Origin of the sequence: Nocardia sp. NBC_00881 (genome assembly GCF_045207455.1) — a bacterium.
Taxonomy (GTDB): domain Bacteria; phylum Actinomycetota; class Actinomycetes; order Mycobacteriales; family Mycobacteriaceae; genus Nocardia.
In genome coordinates this window covers 2,059,567-2,074,579 of the sequence record NZ_CP108798.1, presented here as the reverse complement: position 1 = coordinate 2,074,579, position 15,013 = coordinate 2,059,567, and the positions used below count along the sequence as shown (strand labels likewise).

The following is a 15,013-nucleotide window of genomic DNA, read 5'->3' as shown; positions in this document are numbered from 1 at the left end:
CCGCGGGGGTTGGCTGGAATCGCTCGGGGATCGTAGCGGGGTGGTTACAGGAGTTGCTGTGGGACAGAAGAATTCGCGATAGTTCGCCCGAGTTCCGTGCGGCCGCGACGGAAGTGGTCGATCGGTCGCGCTCGGTCGCGGAGGTGACTCGAGAGGTGTACTTGCGAAAAGGTGCTGGAATACCGGGTGTGTGACCGTTCCGCCGATACGGCTCAGCGCATGAGACCAACCAGTGTCCTCAGAATCATAAAGATGGCAGTCATGCCGAAACATGCCAGTCCAATGACCCAGACGGTAAACATCTGCTTCATTGGTATCAGCTTGCCCACCCACCCGGCGTCCAGATCCGCGATGTCCTGGTGTGTTTCGAATGCTGTGCCGTGTGCGCCCCAAGCTCCCGCGTGGAGCTCATGCTGTTCAAAGCGCTCGAGCCACAGCGCGTCTTTGCGTCCGGCGAGGCGATGGCTCGCCATGAGCATGATCGAGATCAGTGAGATGATCAGCGCAAGGATCGACGAAGCTATCCGCGCGAGGGGTTCGTTGTCTGCTCCCATCACTATACTGAATAAGAATGCCTGGGCAGTCAGGCTGACGGTAGGCACCTGCCAGAGTAGGTTTTCGTATTGAAGACGTCGGTTCGCCACGGTCTGGTAGACCATTTTCAGATCGGGCGAAATGGGTGAAGACGGCTCGTCCACCTGGGTACTGTGGCACAGTTCTGCAGGCCCGGTGGCGGGTTTCTTCCGGAGGTGCTTTACCCGTTATCCGCTCGCGTCGTTCGGCATATCCTCACCAGCATCTGAACCTGCGCGCCAGCCGGTTCAGCCGCGCGCGACCGAATAGGGTCGAATCAGGCGATTGTCATCTGATCGTAGGGTTGCCGGGTTCAATCGCCATGGTTACGCAGTTGTTCGATGAGTCCGGAGCGCGTCAAGATGAGGCTACTGACCACCAGCACCCATGTGGGAACGCAAGCGTCACCCACATGCTTGTCTCGCCGGCGATGAGCATCGCCAGAGCGGGTAGGTAGCTGAGGCCGGCGAGCCAGCGGGGTATCAGCCCGGTCTTCAGCCAAATCGTCGCGAGCGAGATCATGAATACGGCGGCCATCCGCAGTGCGTAGGTCTTGGTGACCGACAGCACGACCATCTTGCCGAAGCTGATCACCTCAGCGTGGGCGGCTGGGTCGGTGACGCCGGTGTTGCTCGCGACCAGGCCGGCGGCGAGGGCGGTGGCGACGAACATCATCGCCACGAACAGCAGTCCGCTGCCGAGGAAGACGGATACGAAGAACCGGTCTTCGTATCGTCCGAATCTGTCGCGCACGACGGCGATGAACCATAGGAAGCTGATACCGGCGAAGGGCATCAGTACCGTCGCGGTGGTGATCGCTCTGTGTTGGCTGCTCAGCCACTGTGTCGAATCCTGAAGGCCTTCGGGCATTTCGGCGCGGATCAAAATCAGCGTTGTGCCGAACAACGCCGCGAAGATCACTCCGGCCAATGGGGCGGCTCGCGGCGTTGACAACTGGCGCGGCGCCGGCTCGACGTGCTGCGGCGGTATCGACATTACGTCATCCTGTCGAACAGGGGCCCGCGGACGAGATTTTCGCCGCTTACTGCCGAACTGGATAGTGAGGCCGGATCGCAATGCGCCGGTCGGTAATATATTTGAATTGTCAAGCACATGCACGAGGAAGTGCGGAAGGGGTTAGGGTCAGCGTAATCGACCGAAAATATGTTAATCACTATTTTTCCAGACGCACGTCGAACGTCTCACGCAGGCACGATGGGCGACGGCGGATCAGCATTTATTGGACGTGGAGCTATCCGTGGGAGTCTCAACGCGATCCCGCCGAAATGTATAACCGCTTCTCCACGATGACCGAAGTCCGCAACGTACTGTGGCCGAGCTACGAGATTCCCGAGTACGACGCGGAGCACTTTCTGCAAGGCATTGCCGGCACACTCGAGCTGTTCCATCGCTCCACGCTGGCGTTTCAGCAGCTGGCCGGTGCGGTGACCGGGCATCCGGTCGCAGTGTTCCAACGTATCGACCAGGCCGGCTACACCTTGCCGATCGACGAGCGGATCCTGGCCGACACCGACACGCTGATGGTGTTCGGACTCGATCACGTCCTGTCCGAGCAGGAAGCCGCACCCGAAGAAAGCGCCGCAATCCAGGTGTGGCTGCAACGGGAAGGCACCTGCCTGCTGTTGGCGCCGCACCACGACGTCGGCTTCACCGACGACTACACGCAGCGACAAACCGAATACGCGCATCACAGCGACCGCCTGGTGCCTCGTCAGCAGCGATTCGGCCAGTACACGCGCTCGCTGATGAAAGCGCTCGACATACCGGTGCACAACAAATGGGGGCTACGTCCCGCGGTCGTCGACGGCACCGGTGAGATCGCCCCCCTGACCGGGTTCCGCGATCTGGACGCACCCCGGCTGCTGGACAACGTCACCACACTCAACTTCCACCCCCATCTGCCGCACTACGAACTCACCGCGCCCGAAAGCGACTCGCTACGTGTCCTGGGCCGCCAACGCGTCGACCCCACCCGGCCCCACCCCTTTACCGCGGCCGGTAACACGGAGTTCAACGCGCTGATCTGGATACCACCCACCGGCCCACGTGCCGGCGACATCGTACTCATCGACTCCACCAACTTCACCACACTGTTCGGCGGCACCGACAGCCTCGAAAACCTCTGGCACAACCTCGCCACCATGAAATGACCGAGGATTTCGTCGGCATCCCTACCACCCCTGCTACCTCACGGAGGTCCGCGCCGCTGAACGCTTGTTCGGCCCGGCGTCAGTAGGCGATGAAGAGGATTTCGTCCCGTGTGTAGTCGTGGCCGGGGTGGTTGGCGGCGAGGTGCGCATGGGTCTTCTCGACGAGGTCGTCTTCGTCGACGCCGGCAATGAGTTCACCACAGGGGCAGCTGAGCCTGGTCTTCATATCGTCTCTTCGAGTGGTCGGGACATCAACGTCAGTCAACCCGCACCGAATTCTGTGCACCTCGACAGCTCGAGCCTGAGATGACCGGCATGCAGCGCAAGCCTGTGTTCAAACCGGAGGACTCGGGCCGGCCCTGACCTGTGTGGTGGCGCGGCCGAGAGCACCGTGCGCATCCTGCTGAACATGGTGCCGGGCAGTGTCTCCGGCACCGCGGACCTGCCCATCGTGGCTAAACCAGTCGTTCGAAGACCGCCGCCAGTCCTTGTCCTCCGCCGATGCACATGGTTTCCAGGCCGTATCGACCCTCGCGTCGGTCGAGTTCGCGCAGCAGGGTGGCCAGGATGCGGGCGCCGGTAGCGCCGACCGGGTGGCCGAGGGAGATGCCGGAACCGTTGGGATTCAATCGGTTGTCGCCAGGATCGAGCTTCCAAGTGCGCAGTACGGCGAGGGTTTGGGCGGCGAAGGCCTCATTCAGCTCGATGACATCCATGTCGTCGAGGGTGAGGTTCAGCCGGGCGAGGGCCTTTTCGGTGGCGGGTACCGGTCCGATACCCATGGTGCGTGGGGGGACTCCCGCCACTGCCCAGGAGGCCAGCCGGGCCAGCGGGCGCAATCGGAGTTCTCTGGCCTTCTCCGGGGTCGTGACGACACACATCGCGGCGCCGTCGTTCTGGCCGCTGGCGTTGCCCGCGGTGACGGTCGAGTCCGGGTCGATGCTCGCGCGAATCGGACGCAGGTCGGCCAGGGTTTCCAGGGTGGTGTCGGCGCGCGGGTGTTCGTCGGTGTCGACCAGGAGCGGATCGGATTTACGTCGCGGTACCATCACTCCCACGATTTCCTCGGCAAAACGTCCGGAGGTTTGGGCGGCGACGGCACGCTGATGCGATTGGACGGCGAGGGCGTCCTGATCAGCTCGGCTGATAGCGAATTCGGTGCGCAGGTGCTCCGCGGTTTCGATCATGCCGCCGGGGACCGGGAAGTTCTTGCCACCCGCGGTGACTCGAGCCCTGGCCAGTCGGTCACTGAGCGCCACGCCCTCGCCCTTTATGCCCCAGCGCATGCCGGTCGCATAGAACTCGGCCTGGCTCATCGATTCGACACCGCCCGCCAGCACTAGGTCGCTGCCACCGGTGGTGACCTGCATGCAGGCCTGGAGGATGGCCTGTAGCCCAGATCCGCAGCGCCGATCCACCTGCAGGCCGGGCACCTCGACGCCGAGTCCGGCGTCTAAGGCGGCTATGCGGCCGATCGCGGGGGCTTCGCCGTTGGGTGCGGCCTGCCCGAGGATGACGTCATCGACCTGGTTGCCGTCGATTCCGGTGCGAGAAAGTAGCTCCGAGATGACTGTCGCGGCGAGGGCTTCCGGCGGGATGTCTTTGAAAACTCCGCCGAAACGGCCGACCGGGGTCCGCAGCGGCTCGCAGATAACGGCTTCGGGCATAACAGTTCCTTTGCGGTGAAAAGGGGGTTCACGTTTGCGTCTGGACACGGGTGAGATCCAGAGCGATGGCCTCAGCGGTCGCCAGCAGCGGTGGTACCAGATCCTTGCGCACGGCCGCTGCCGAGTATCGGGCGGCTTGGGTGGAGATGTTGACCGCGGCGACCACCGTGCCGGTGTTATCGCGGATCGGTGCGGCCAGTGACCGCAGCCCCTCCTCGAGTTCCTGGTCGACGATGCAGTAGCCGTCGGCGCGTACCTTGGCCACTTCCTTGCGCAATCCGTCGACGGTGATGACGGTCCGTCCAGTGAGCGGGGTGAGCATGACATGCGTGAGGTAGTCCTCGAGCGCGGCGTCGGACAGCCCGGCCAACAGCACCCGGCCCATCGAGGCGGCGTACGCGGGGAAGCGGGTGCCGATATTGATAGATACTGTCATGATCCGGCTGACCGGCACCCGCGCGACGTACACCACGTCCGCACCGTCGAGGATGGACACCGAGGTCGACTCGTGCACTTGCTTGGCCAGCGATTCCAGATGGGGCCCTGCTACGTCCGGCAGCGTGAGGCTGGAAAGATAGCTGTAGCCGAGCTCCAGCACGCGAGGGGTCAACGAGAACAGTGAACCGTCGGTGCGAACATAGCCGAGTTCGACCAGGGTGAGTAGAAAGCGCCGGGCGGTGGCCCGAGTCAGGTCGGTGGCTTTGGCGACCTCGCTGAGGGTGCGGCGCGGGTGTTCGGCGTCGAAGGATCGGATGACGGCCAGCCCGCGGCCCAGCGATTGCACATACTCCGGTGATGGTTCGGTCATGGTCGGTGCGGTTCCTCCTCTGCGGTGGACCCGGCCGGTCCGACGCCCTCCGCGAGCGCCGCTTTGCCTAGTCCGAAGGCGAGGTTACTGTTCGGCACGCCCGCATAGATCGCGGTGTGCAGGAACACCTCCGCGAGTTCGGCGGGCGGCACGCCGGCCCGCAGCGCCGCGCGGATGTGCATATCCAGTTCGTGGGTGTTGCCGACCGCAGTGAGGATGGCCAGGGTCAGCAGCCGCCGGGTGTGCTGGTCGAGCCCGGGCCGGTGCCACACATCACCCCATGCGGTGCGGGTGATGAAATCCTGAAACGGAGCGGTGAATTCGGTAGTGGCGGCGATTGCGCGATCCACGTGCGCGTCGCCGAGTACCGACCGGCGCACCCGCATCCCCGCATCGAATGCGGCTGCGCGCTGCGCGGGAGCGGCGATGTGCGCGGCGATCAGGGCCGACACCGGCCCAGCCTGCTCGACACTGGCCAGGTGCGCGGCCGGATCCAGCACGTGCAGTGCGGAATTCGTGATGCCCTCGGCGACGAGGCGCAGATCAGCCGGGGTGGTGGCTGGATCCTGCGCGCCCGCGATCACCAGGGTGGGAGCTGTGATGCGGGCCAGATCCGCGCGGCCGTCCCAGCGCGCGATCGCCTCGCAGCAGGCGGCATAGCCTTCGGCGTCGGTGGTCGCGACCATGGCCCGGCAGCGCGCGATGAGCGCTGGATCTCGTTCGGCCAGTCCGCCGGAGAACCAGCGGGCCACCACCGCTTCGGCGATCGCGGCGGTGCCGCTCGCTCGCACCGTCGCCGCGCGGTCCAACCACTCTTGCGGCGCATCGAATTTCGCGGCCGTGCACAGCAGTGTCAGCGTGCGCACCCGAGCCGGTGCGTGCGTGGCGATCCACTGCGCGACCGCGCCGCCGAGCGACAGCCCGACCAGGTGCACCGCACAGCGATCGAGTTGATCGAGTAGTGCGAGGACATCACCGGCCAGTTCATCGATTGTGTAGGACCCTGCGGGCGTAGGGGATTCACCGTGACCGCGCAGTTCCACGACGATCACCTCATACGCGGCCGACAGGGCGGCAACCTGTGGATCCCACATGGTGCGATCGGATCCGAGCGACCCGAGCAGGACCACGGACGGGGCGCCGCCGTCCGCTCCGGTTCGGTGATGTGCGAGTGCAACGGTCATGATGATGCCTCCGGCGTGGTCGGTCCGGGATCTACGGCCGCTGGGGGGACGGTGCGGGATTCGAGTCCGGCCACGCCGCCGCGTTCGGTCAGCACCCGATCGACGAGTTCACGAGCGTGACCAAGGTATTCGGCGGCGTCCAGCAATTCGCGCAACCGGGCTGGTCCCAGGTGCTCGGTGATCGCGGGATCGGTAGCGAGTTCGGGGTTTTCCTTGGTGGCGGCGGCGGTGACGATCTCCCGCGCCGCGTCGGTATGCGCCGAGAGCGCTCCGGTGACCCGCTCGGCAAGCAGTAGCCCCTTGCTGACCGCGAGATTGCGGGCCATCGCCTGAGGGCGCACGTGCAGGCCGGTCAGGCTCTGCGCCAAGCGATGAGCGGCACCACCGGTGAGCCGCAGCAGGTCGGTTGTCGTCTCCCATTCGGCGTGCCAGGCACCGGCGCCGCGCTGCAGTTCGTGATCCATCGACCCGAGGGCGTCGGCGACCAGTCCGGGCACCCGGCGAGCAGCCGCCCGAGCGGTGATCGCGGCGATCGCGTTGCGCTTGTGTGGCATGGTCGAGGAGCCGCCGGGGGAGTCCTCACTGACCTCGCCGACCTCGCTGGCGGCCAGGGCGATGATGTCGGTCGTGGTCTTGGCGATCGCCCCGGCGGCGACACCGAGCGCGGCCGCCAGCTCACCGATCCGCGTCCGCTCGGCATGCCAGGGGAGGCCTTGATCGGCCAATCCGAGTTCGGTGGCAAGTTCGGCCGCGACGGCCAAGCCGTTAGGGTGCAGCGCCGCGAGCGTGCCCGCGGCGCCACCGAATTGCACCGGCAGCTCGGCCAGCACCGCGGTGAGTCTGCCCGCGGCGCGGTCCAGGCCCGCGCACCAGGTCGCGGCCAGTGTCCCGAAGGTGGTGGGCAGGGCCTGCTGTCCCAGCGTGCGGGCGGCCATCAAGGTGTCGCGGTGCGCGCGCGCCAGTGCCGCCGCGGCGTCGGCGGCGGCCCGCAGATCCGTGACCACGAGGACGCCGGCGCGCCGGGCGAGCAGCATCAGCGCGGTATCGAGGATGTCCTGGCTGGTGGCGCCCTTGTGCACGGCTGCCGCAGGCACCCCCGCCGACTCGCATGCCGCGCGCAGCTGTCCTACCAGCGGAATCACCGGGTTGCCGCCTGCCATTGCCGCCCGCCCCAATTCGGCCGGGTCGGTGCGCTCGGCCAGCTCTTTCGCGGCCGCGTCGATGGCAGCCGCGTGCCCGGACTCGATGACGCCGAGGTCGGCCTCGGCCCGTGCCAGTGCCGCCTCGACGTCCAGCAGCGCCGTGATCCAGGCGCGGTCCGACAGCGCGGGCCCGACCGCGGCGGCCCCGAAGAGGGGATCGAACAGCTCTCCACGTGACACGCAGGCTCCTATAGGGGGTTGAACTTGTCGGTGTCTACCTGTAAGCGGTCTCGCGTCGGAAACGGCCTTTCGGAGGTCCGAGCGGGAGGCCGGGTCAGAGGTAGAAGAACGGCGTCTCGTCGCCGTCCGGGTCGGGGTCCTGCACGAGGATGTCCAGGTGGTAGCCGTCGGTGGTAGCGATGGCGATCAGCTTGTGTCGCTGTGCGTCCGACAGTGATCCCAGAACTGGGTCGGCGGCATTGGCGGCGGCCTCGTCCGGGAAATACAGCCGGGTGATGAGCCGGTTCAGCATGCCGCGCGCGAAGATCGACACGTCCAGGTGCGGCGCCTCGGTCGTGCCGTCGCCGGCCGGGTTGGTGCCCGGTTTGACGGTGATGAACCCGGCGGTGCCCGCGGTGTCGGTGGGGCAGCGCCCGAACCCGCGAAAGGCCGGATTCGTTTGGGGCCGTGGATCGTCCGGGTGCGCGAAGACGCCCTCGGCATTGGCTTGCCAGAGCTCCACGAGCGCGTCGGCGACCGGCTCCCGTCGGCCGTCGATCACCGTCACCGTGATCGTGATCGTGCCCTCGGCGCCGGGCGTGACCACCTCGGGTCCGTCCGGCCAGAGCAGGCCGATGTGCAGGTAGGGGCCCACGGTCTGGGATGGGGTCGGCCCGAATTCGACGGTGCTGAAGTCGCCGGGTACGACGGGGTAGCGGGGTGCGAGGCCGGTGTCACTCATCGTGGTCGTCCTCCTCGAACGGCGTCTCGTCGCGGCCGCGCAGCACGATGTCGAAGCGGAATCCCAGCGTCCAGTTGTCGGTGGTAGCCGCATAGTCGAAGACGCTGATCATGCGCTGGCGGGCGCCATCGGGCACTGAGTTGTAGATCGGGTCCTGGAAGAACAGTGGATCGTCCGGAAAGTACATCTGGGTGACCAGGCGCTGGGGGAATGCCCGGCCGAACAGGGAGAAATGGATGTGGGCCGGCCGCCATGCGTTGTAGTGATTACCCCACGGGTAGGCGCCGGGCTTGATCGTGGTGAACGAGTAGTGGCCGTCGGTGTCGGTCAAGGTCCGGCCCACACCGTCGAAGTGCGGATCCAGTGGCGCCGGCCACTGGTCGCCCTGGTGCCGATAGCGTCCCGCGGCGTTGGCCTGCCAGATCTCGACCAACGTGGTCGGTACCGGCTTGCGGTCGCTGTCCAGCACCCGGCCGTGGACGACGATGCGCTGCCCGCTGGCCTCGCCGCCGTTGACGAGGGTGAGATCGGCGTCCGCGGCGGTGACCCGGCCTTCGCCGAGCACCGGACCGGTCAACTCCCCGAGCCCCTGCGGGAGCAGGTTCAGCGGCTGCTTCGGGTGGCGTAGAGCGGTCGTCCGGTAGTCCGGAAAGTCGAGGGGCGCCTCCTCGCCCTTCTCGATCCCGCGGTACCGCGATGGCAGGTGCAGCATGCTCGATACCTCGCGTTCGTAATGTGGACATATTTGCGGTATACGAACAGCATAGGGCTCGACGCGTGGCCTAGGCAACGCGTCGGAGTGGAAATGTTCGGTATACGGATTTGTGTTCACATTACGTACAGCTTCGGTTATGGTGGTGCTCGTGATGGACAAAGTCATTGCCGCTGCCGCCGACGCGGTCGAGGACATACCGGATGGCGCCTCGCTCGCAGTCGGCGGCTTCGGCCTCGTCGGAGTTCCCGGAGTGCTCATCAACGCGCTGCTCGCGCAGGGGGCCACCAGCCTGGAAGTGGTCAGCAATAATTGCGGTACTTCGGGTTTCGGGCTCGGTGTGCTTCTTGCCGCGCATCGGATCCGGCGCACCATCAGCTCCTATGTCGGCTCCAACGAGGAGTTCGCGCGCCAGTATCTGGCCGGTGAGCTCGAGGTGGAACTGACACCGCAGGGCACCCTCGCCGAGCGCATGCGAGCCGGTGGTGCGGGCATCCCGGCCTTCTTCACCCCGGCAGGCGTTGGTACCCAGGTCGCCGAGGGCGGACTTCCGCTGCGCTACGACGGCAATGGCGGTATGGCGATCGCGAGTCCGCCGAAGGAGACCCGCGTCTTCGACGGGGTCACCTATGTGATGGAGCGTGGCATCGTCACCGACTACGCCTTGGTACATGCCTGGAAGGGCGACCGCCACGGCAATCTGCTGTACCGGGCCAGTGCCCGCAACTTCAATCCACCCGCCGCCACCGCGGGCCGTATCACCATCGCCCAGGTCGAACATCTGGTGGATCCGGGCGGGCTCGACCCGGACGAGGTGCACACCCCAGGTATCCATGTGCAGCGCGTCGTGCCCGTGGGCAAGGTGGAGATCGGAATCGAGAACCGGACGGTGCGGCTATGAAGCGGACTCGTGAACAGATGGCGGCCCGGGTCGCCGCGGAACTCGCGGACGGCCAATACGTCAACCTCGGGATCGGCATGCCCACGCTGGTGCCGAATTATCTGCCTGACGACATCACCGTAGTGCTGCACTCCGAGAACGGCGTGCTCGGTGTCGGCCCGTACCCGACCGAGGACGAACTCGATCCCGAGCTGATCAACGCGGGCAAGGAAACCATCACCGTGCTGCCGGGTGCCTCCTACTTCGACTCCGCACAGTCGTTCGGCATGATCCGCGGCGGCCAGGTCGACGTCGCCGTGCTTGGCGCCATGCAGGTCAGCGCCCGCGGAGATCTGGCCAACTGGATGATTCCCGGCACAATGGTCAAGGGTATGGGCGGCGCAATGGATCTGGTGCACGGCGCCCGCCGTGTGATCGTGATGATGGAACACGTCTCCCGCAAGGGTGAACCCAAAATCCTCGAGCAGTGCACCCTGCCGCTCACCGGCCTGGGCTGCGTGCACCGGATAATCACCGACATGGCGGTGCTCGACATCGCCGAACATGGTCTGCTGCTGGTGGAAACGGCACCGGGAGTCACCGTCGACGAGGTGCGCACAGCCACCGCCGCCGACTTTACCGTCGACTCCGCATCTCTCGCCCAGTGTCCCGGCATGGCCAACGCCGCGATGGAGGTCTACGAGGCGGTTGGCTCCACCGCTCCATTCGACCCCTCCAACGTTCCGTAGGAGTCCAGGCGGGACGGTGACGGTCAGGCGCGAGGTTGGTCGCGACCATCGGGGTCACCTTGTCGCAATATTCGACATAACATGTAAGGTTCGTTAATGTTATGTTGAATTTATGCGGGGCAGGTGAGCATCCCACTCGCCGGAGCCGACGGGAGTGGGCATGGCGGATTTCGCCACATTGCGCATCGAGCGCCGTGTCGACAGGTTGTGGGTCACGCTGCATCGGCCGGCCGAGCGCAATGCCATCGACGCAGCCATGGTCGCCGAATTGCACGAGATTTGTGCCGAGCTGGAAGCCGAACCAAAGGTGCTGGTGCTGACCGGCGGCGTCGAGGGGGTCTTCGCGGGCGGCGCCGACATCGGACAATTGCTGCGGCGCCGCTGCGAGGATGCGCTGGATGGCATCAATCTGCGGCTGTTCGAACGCATCCGGGCGCTGCCGATGCCGACGGTGTCGGCGGTCGACGGCTGGGCGCTGGGCGGCGGCGCCGAACTGGCATATGCCTGCGATATCCGCGTGGCCACCGGGCGAGCCAAGTTCGGCCAGCCGGAACCGCAGCTGGGCATCCTCCCCGGCGCGGGCGCCGCGTTCCGGCTGGTGCGCCTGCTGGGAGAGAGCGTCGCCAAACAGGTGCTGCTGGCCGGCCGCACGCTCGCTGCCGACGAGGCGTTGCGGCTGGGCCTGCTGCTCGAGGTGACCGAACCGTGGCAGCTGTTCGAGACCGCCGATGCGGTCGTGGACCGGATGCTGCGGGGCTCGGCCATGGCGCTGCGCCTGACCAAGCTGGCCGTAGATGCGCCCGAAGGAGCGCACCCGCACGTGGATCTGCTGGCCCAGGCCGTGCTCTTCGAGGACGCGGAGAAGTTCGAGCGCATGACGGCGTTCATGAATCGCAAGCGGGACAAGGGGATTCGGCGTGGGTGACGATGTGTTCGTCTGGGCGGTGCATCCGCGACCGTGTCTCGACGCCGTCGGATCGGTTACCGATAGAAAGTAATGCGAAACTTCTTGTTCGGACGGTGTCGGTAGCGAGGGAGGCTCTGACGTGGCGAGCGCATCACAGGGCGCTGGTAGTTCCGGTGGACCAGCCGGCGCAGTACCCGCGGTGAGCCGACGGCGTGAGGTCGGTGAAGGCAGTGCGCGCTCGCTGTTGATGACGATCCTCGGCGAGTTCACGCTCCCGTTCGGTCAACCGGTGTGGACCGCCACCTTGGTCCGTGCACTCGGGTTGGTGGGTGTGGAGGAGAAGTCTGCGCGTCAGGCCTTGGCGCGGACCGCCGCGGAAGGCTGGCTGGCCTCGGATCGCGTCGGCCGTCGAGTGCGGTGGATGCTGACCGACGCGGGCCGGCGGCTGCTCATCGAGGGTGCGCAGCGGATCTACACCTTCGGATCCGGCGAGCAGTCATGGGACGGCCGCTGGCTGGTGGTACTGATCTCCATCCCGGAATCGATGCGATCCCTGCGGCATAAACTACGCACGCAACTCAGCTGGGCTGGGTTCGGCTCGCCTTCACCCGGCGTGTGGATCTCGCCGCGCACGGCGGTGGAGGCGGACGCGAAGGCGATCCTCGACGACCTCGACCTCTCCGGCAAGGCTCTTTCCTTCGTTGCCGAATACGGCGCGCTCGGCAACCAGCGGGACATGGTCGCCGCCGCGTGGGACCTTGCCGAGATCGAGCACGACTACGAGGAATTCATCGCTGAATTCGCCGATCTCGACCCGCGGTCGTCCAGCGACGTCTTCCTCGCCCAGATCCGGCTGGTGCACGAATGGCGCCGATTCCCGTTCCTGGACCCGCAACTGCCGCAATTGCTCCTACCTCCGCAGTGGAGTGGCACGGCGGCGACCAGGCTGTTCGAGGACAAGCACACCCGGTGGCGGGAATCCGCGCGTCGGCGGTGGAGCGAGCTGGCCGCCGAGGATCACTGAGCGATGGTTGGGGTTGCGAAGCCCCGTCCGTGAATCGCTGGTGAACGTAGTTCGAGTCTGGCAGGCGCTGTCGCTCGGATCCCATGCACGGCAAGGATTTCCGCTTCGTCGGAGTGGATTCCTTTCGCGCGCCGGGAGCGGCAGTCCGCGCCGCGAGCACTGATCATGATGCCCGTCGCCACGTTGCGGCTCCTGCGGTCGTTCGCCGGACTCGCCTGCGAAGGCGGTTGGCTGCCACGCAGATCGCGTGCGGGATGCCGTGTTCCCGCCGTTTCGCAATGGCGCGGTGGCGATGCGCGCGAGTTGCACTTCCAGTGGTTCGCCGGCGCGGCGAGCGGAGGTGGCATGCCCTGCCCCCCTGCCCCGAGATCGTAGATGTCGGGACCCGCGCCGCGTGCGGCCGCGAGCCATTATCTACAAATATATGTCGCATAGCTGAATTGATGTAGTATATATTCATCGAGAAAAGGTGATGGCCACCACGAGGAGGATTCATGGCAGTCGCTACCGATGTGGGTCACGAGCCCCTCGTCTCAGCCACCGGCGCTGCCGGCGCCGTCGCAGCACCGGAGGTTTCGTTCGACACCCACCCGGACCGCTATCGGCATTGGCGATTGCGCGTCGACGGGGCGGTGGCCTGGCTGATATTGGACGTGGCCGAGGACGGCGGACTGGTTCCCGGCTACGAATTGAAGCTGAACTCCTACGACCTCGGTGTCGACATCGAGCTCTACGACGCGACGCAACGGCTGCGTTTCGAATACCCCGCAGTGAAGACGGTCGTTGTCACAAGCGGCAAGGAGAAGGTGTTCTGCGCGGGCGCCAATATCCGGATGCTGGCCGCCTCGCCGCATGGGTGGAAGGTGAACTTCTGCAAGTTCACCAACGAGACCCGCAACGGCATGGAAGATGCGACCGCGAACTCCGGGCAGACCTATCTCGCCGCGGTCAACGGTGCCTGCGCGGGCGGCGGCTACGAGCTGGCGCTTGCCTGTGACCACATCGTGCTGGTGGACGACAACTCCTCGGCGGTGTCGCTTCCGGAAGTGCCGCTGCTCGGGGTGCTTCCGGGCACCGGCGGACTCACCCGGGTGGTGGACAAACGTCGGGTGCGTAAGGATCTGGCCGACATCTTCGCCACCCGATCCGACGGTGTCCGCGGCAAGACAGCCGTGCAGTGGGCACTGGTCGACGAGTTGGCGCCGCCGCGAAGGTTCGAGGAAGTCGTGCGGGAGCGGGCTACCGAGCTCGCGGGACGGTCGAACCGCCCATCGGACGCCGACGGCGTCGAACTGCTCCCCTTGAATCGCCGGATCGGCCCGAACCTCATCACCTACGATTTCGTCACCGCCGAGTTCGATCGGGCCAACTCGGCCGTGACGATCACGGTCCATGCGCCGGTGGACCGGGCCCCGGCGCACATGGACGCCGCCGCCGAGCAGGGCGCCGCGTTTTGGCCGCTGGCGCTCACCCGGCAGCTCGACGATTTGATTCTCCGGTTGCGCACCAACGAAACAACCATCAGTACCTGGATTTTCGAGACCAGGGGCGATCTCGATACCGTCGAAGGCTACGAGCACCTGTTGCTGGTCAACGCTGAATGTCATTGGCTGGCGAATGAAATCGTGCATTACTACAAGCGTACGCTGAAGCGCCTGGACGTCACCAGCCGCAGCCTGATCGCCCTGCTCGCGCCGGGCAGCTGCTATACCGGCATGCTGGCTGAGCTGGCGTGGGCCTGTGACCGGCAGTACATGCTCGACGGCCCGCCACTCGACGACGAGGGCAGCGAGGTGCGGGCATCGCTGCGGTTGACGGCGGCCAACTTCGGTGTCTTCCCGATGGGCAACGGCCTGTCCCGATTGGAGTCACGCTTCTACGGGCACGTCGATCACCTGAATTGGTTGCAGAACAAGGAAATCGGCAGCCAACTCAGCCCGGCGCAAGCTGCCGAGCTGGGCTTGGTCACCGCCGCGCCGGACGACATCGACTGGGAGGACGAGATTCGCCTCGCGGTGGAGGGCCGCGCCGCGCTGTCACCGGATGCCTGCACGGGCATGGAGGCCAATCACCGGTTTGTCGGACCGGAAACTCTGGAGACCAAGATCTTCGGTCGGCTGTCGGCTTGGCAGAACTGGATCTTCGTCCGGCCCAATGCATCCGGCCCGGATGGCGCACTGCGTCGTTACGGCACCGGCAAGAAGGCCGTCTTCGACAGGAAGCGGGTGTAACCCA

13 protein-coding genes and 2 pseudogenes are annotated in these 15,013 nt (G+C 65.9%); 6 read left to right on the top strand and 9 right to left on the bottom strand.

The genetic code is table 11. The features are described 5' to 3' along the window. Positions 1-212 precede the first annotated feature (212 nt). Both OH799_RS08305 and OH799_RS08300 read right to left on the bottom strand, forming a co-directional pair. On the bottom strand, positions 213-698 hold the full coding sequence (locus tag OH799_RS08305; protein WP_406277407.1) for a hypothetical protein: 486 nt from the start codon (positions 696-698) through the stop codon (positions 213-215). Positions 699-886: 188 nt separating this feature from the next. Continuing rightward, a pseudogene (locus OH799_RS08300) lies at positions 887-1,569 on the bottom strand (hypothetical protein). Positions 1,570-1,724: 155 nt separating this feature from the next. Between OH799_RS08300 and OH799_RS08295 the strand changes: the two are divergent. After that, the gene (locus OH799_RS08295; RefSeq protein WP_406281916.1) at positions 1,725-2,744 is read left to right on the top strand and encodes a hypothetical protein; all 1,020 of its coding nucleotides are present in this window, start codon (positions 1,725-1,727) and stop codon (positions 2,742-2,744) included. 79 nt (positions 2,745-2,823) lie between these two features. On the opposite strand, the gene OH799_RS08290 is transcribed toward OH799_RS08295, so the two are convergent. The 7 genes from OH799_RS08290 to pcaH all read right to left on the bottom strand — a co-directional run bounded on the left by OH799_RS08290 (position 2,824) and on the right by pcaH (position 9,218). Further along, positions 2,824-2,970: a DUF1059 domain-containing protein gene (locus OH799_RS08290; protein ID WP_406277404.1), complete on the bottom strand. Its 147-nt coding sequence runs from the start codon at positions 2,968-2,970 to the stop codon at positions 2,824-2,826. A gap of 229 nt (positions 2,971-3,199) precedes the next feature. Next, positions 3,200-4,411 (bottom strand): acetyl-CoA C-acetyltransferase, encoded by a 1,212-nt coding sequence (locus tag OH799_RS08285; RefSeq protein WP_406277401.1) that lies wholly within the window; start codon positions 4,409-4,411, stop codon positions 3,200-3,202. A 28-nt stretch (positions 4,412-4,439) separates the two neighbouring features. Further along, positions 4,440-5,219, bottom strand: coding sequence for an IclR family transcriptional regulator C-terminal domain-containing protein (locus OH799_RS08280; protein WP_406277398.1), 780 nt, complete (start codon positions 5,217-5,219; stop codon positions 4,440-4,442). Beyond that, positions 5,216-6,403, bottom strand: a complete 1,188-nt coding sequence (gene pcaD, locus OH799_RS08275; RefSeq protein WP_406277395.1) for a 3-oxoadipate enol-lactonase — start codon at positions 6,401-6,403, stop codon at positions 5,216-5,218. Before pcaD ends, OH799_RS08280 begins: the two co-directional genes overlap by 4 nt. Next, positions 6,400-7,785, bottom strand: a complete 1,386-nt coding sequence (locus tag OH799_RS08270; protein WP_406277392.1) for a lyase family protein — start codon at positions 7,783-7,785, stop codon at positions 6,400-6,402. Before OH799_RS08270 ends, pcaD begins: the two co-directional genes overlap by 4 nt. A gap of 94 nt (positions 7,786-7,879) precedes the next feature. Continuing rightward, positions 7,880-8,506, bottom strand: a complete 627-nt coding sequence (gene pcaG / locus OH799_RS08265) for a protocatechuate 3,4-dioxygenase subunit alpha (protein ID WP_406277389.1) — start codon at positions 8,504-8,506, stop codon at positions 7,880-7,882. Next, positions 8,499-9,218: a protocatechuate 3,4-dioxygenase subunit beta gene (gene pcaH / locus OH799_RS08260; RefSeq protein ID WP_406277386.1), complete on the bottom strand. Its 720-nt coding sequence runs from the start codon at positions 9,216-9,218 to the stop codon at positions 8,499-8,501. Before pcaH ends, pcaG begins: the two co-directional genes overlap by 8 nt. A gap of 154 nt (positions 9,219-9,372) precedes the next feature. On the opposite strand from pcaH, the gene OH799_RS08255 reads away from it, so the two are divergent. The 5 genes and pseudogenes from OH799_RS08255 (at position 9,373) to boxC (ending at position 15,009) form a co-directional block, all read left to right on the top strand. Further along, positions 9,373-10,119, top strand: a complete 747-nt coding sequence (locus tag OH799_RS08255) for a CoA transferase subunit A (protein ID WP_406281913.1) — start codon at positions 9,373-9,375, stop codon at positions 10,117-10,119. Continuing rightward, positions 10,116-10,742, top strand: a pseudogene (locus OH799_RS08250) (CoA transferase subunit B); the annotation flags it as partial. The gene OH799_RS08255 and the pseudogene OH799_RS08250, both read left to right, overlap by 4 nt. A 265-nt stretch (positions 10,743-11,007) precedes the next feature. Further along, positions 11,008-11,772 (top strand): enoyl-CoA hydratase/isomerase family protein, encoded by a 765-nt coding sequence (locus tag OH799_RS08245; protein WP_406277383.1) that lies wholly within the window; start codon positions 11,008-11,010, stop codon positions 11,770-11,772. A 181-nt stretch (positions 11,773-11,953) separates the two neighbouring features. Next, positions 11,954-12,778 carry a PaaX family transcriptional regulator C-terminal domain-containing protein gene (locus OH799_RS08240; RefSeq protein ID WP_406277380.1) on the top strand — a complete coding sequence of 275 codons (825 nt, stop codon included), beginning with the start codon at positions 11,954-11,956 and terminating at the stop codon, positions 12,776-12,778. Positions 12,779-13,272: 494 nt separating this feature from the next. Further along, positions 13,273-15,009 (top strand): 2,3-epoxybenzoyl-CoA dihydrolase, encoded by a 1,737-nt coding sequence (boxC, locus tag OH799_RS08235; protein WP_406277377.1) that lies wholly within the window; start codon positions 13,273-13,275, stop codon positions 15,007-15,009. Positions 15,010-15,013: the final 4 nt, after the last annotated feature.

What these genes read in the sequence shown, in the direction of transcription:
- OH799_RS08245 (WP_406277383.1), top strand. Translation starts at nt 11,008, where the DNA reads ATGGCGGATTTCGCCACATTGCGCATCGAGCGCCGTGTCGACAGGTTG.
- OH799_RS08280 (WP_406277398.1), bottom strand. Translation starts at nt 5,219, where the DNA reads ATGACCGAACCATCACCGGAGTATGTGCAATCGCTGGGCCGCGGGCTG.
- pcaH (WP_406277386.1), bottom strand. Translation starts at nt 9,218, where the DNA reads ATGCTGCACCTGCCATCGCGGTACCGCGGGATCGAGAAGGGCGAGGAG.
- pcaG (WP_406277389.1), bottom strand. Translation starts at nt 8,506, where the DNA reads ATGAGTGACACCGGCCTCGCACCCCGCTACCCCGTCGTACCCGGCGAC.
- pcaD (WP_406277395.1), bottom strand. Translation starts at nt 6,403, where the DNA reads ATGACCGTTGCACTCGCACATCACCGAACCGGAGCGGACGGCGGCGCC.
- OH799_RS08290 (WP_406277404.1), bottom strand. Translation starts at nt 2,970, where the DNA reads ATGAAGACCAGGCTCAGCTGCCCCTGTGGTGAACTCATTGCCGGCGTC.
- boxC (WP_406277377.1), top strand. Translation starts at nt 13,273, where the DNA reads ATGGCAGTCGCTACCGATGTGGGTCACGAGCCCCTCGTCTCAGCCACC.
- OH799_RS08255 (WP_406281913.1), top strand. Translation starts at nt 9,373, where the DNA reads ATGGACAAAGTCATTGCCGCTGCCGCCGACGCGGTCGAGGACATACCG.
- OH799_RS08285 (WP_406277401.1), bottom strand. Translation starts at nt 4,411, where the DNA reads ATGCCCGAAGCCGTTATCTGCGAGCCGCTGCGGACCCCGGTCGGCCGT.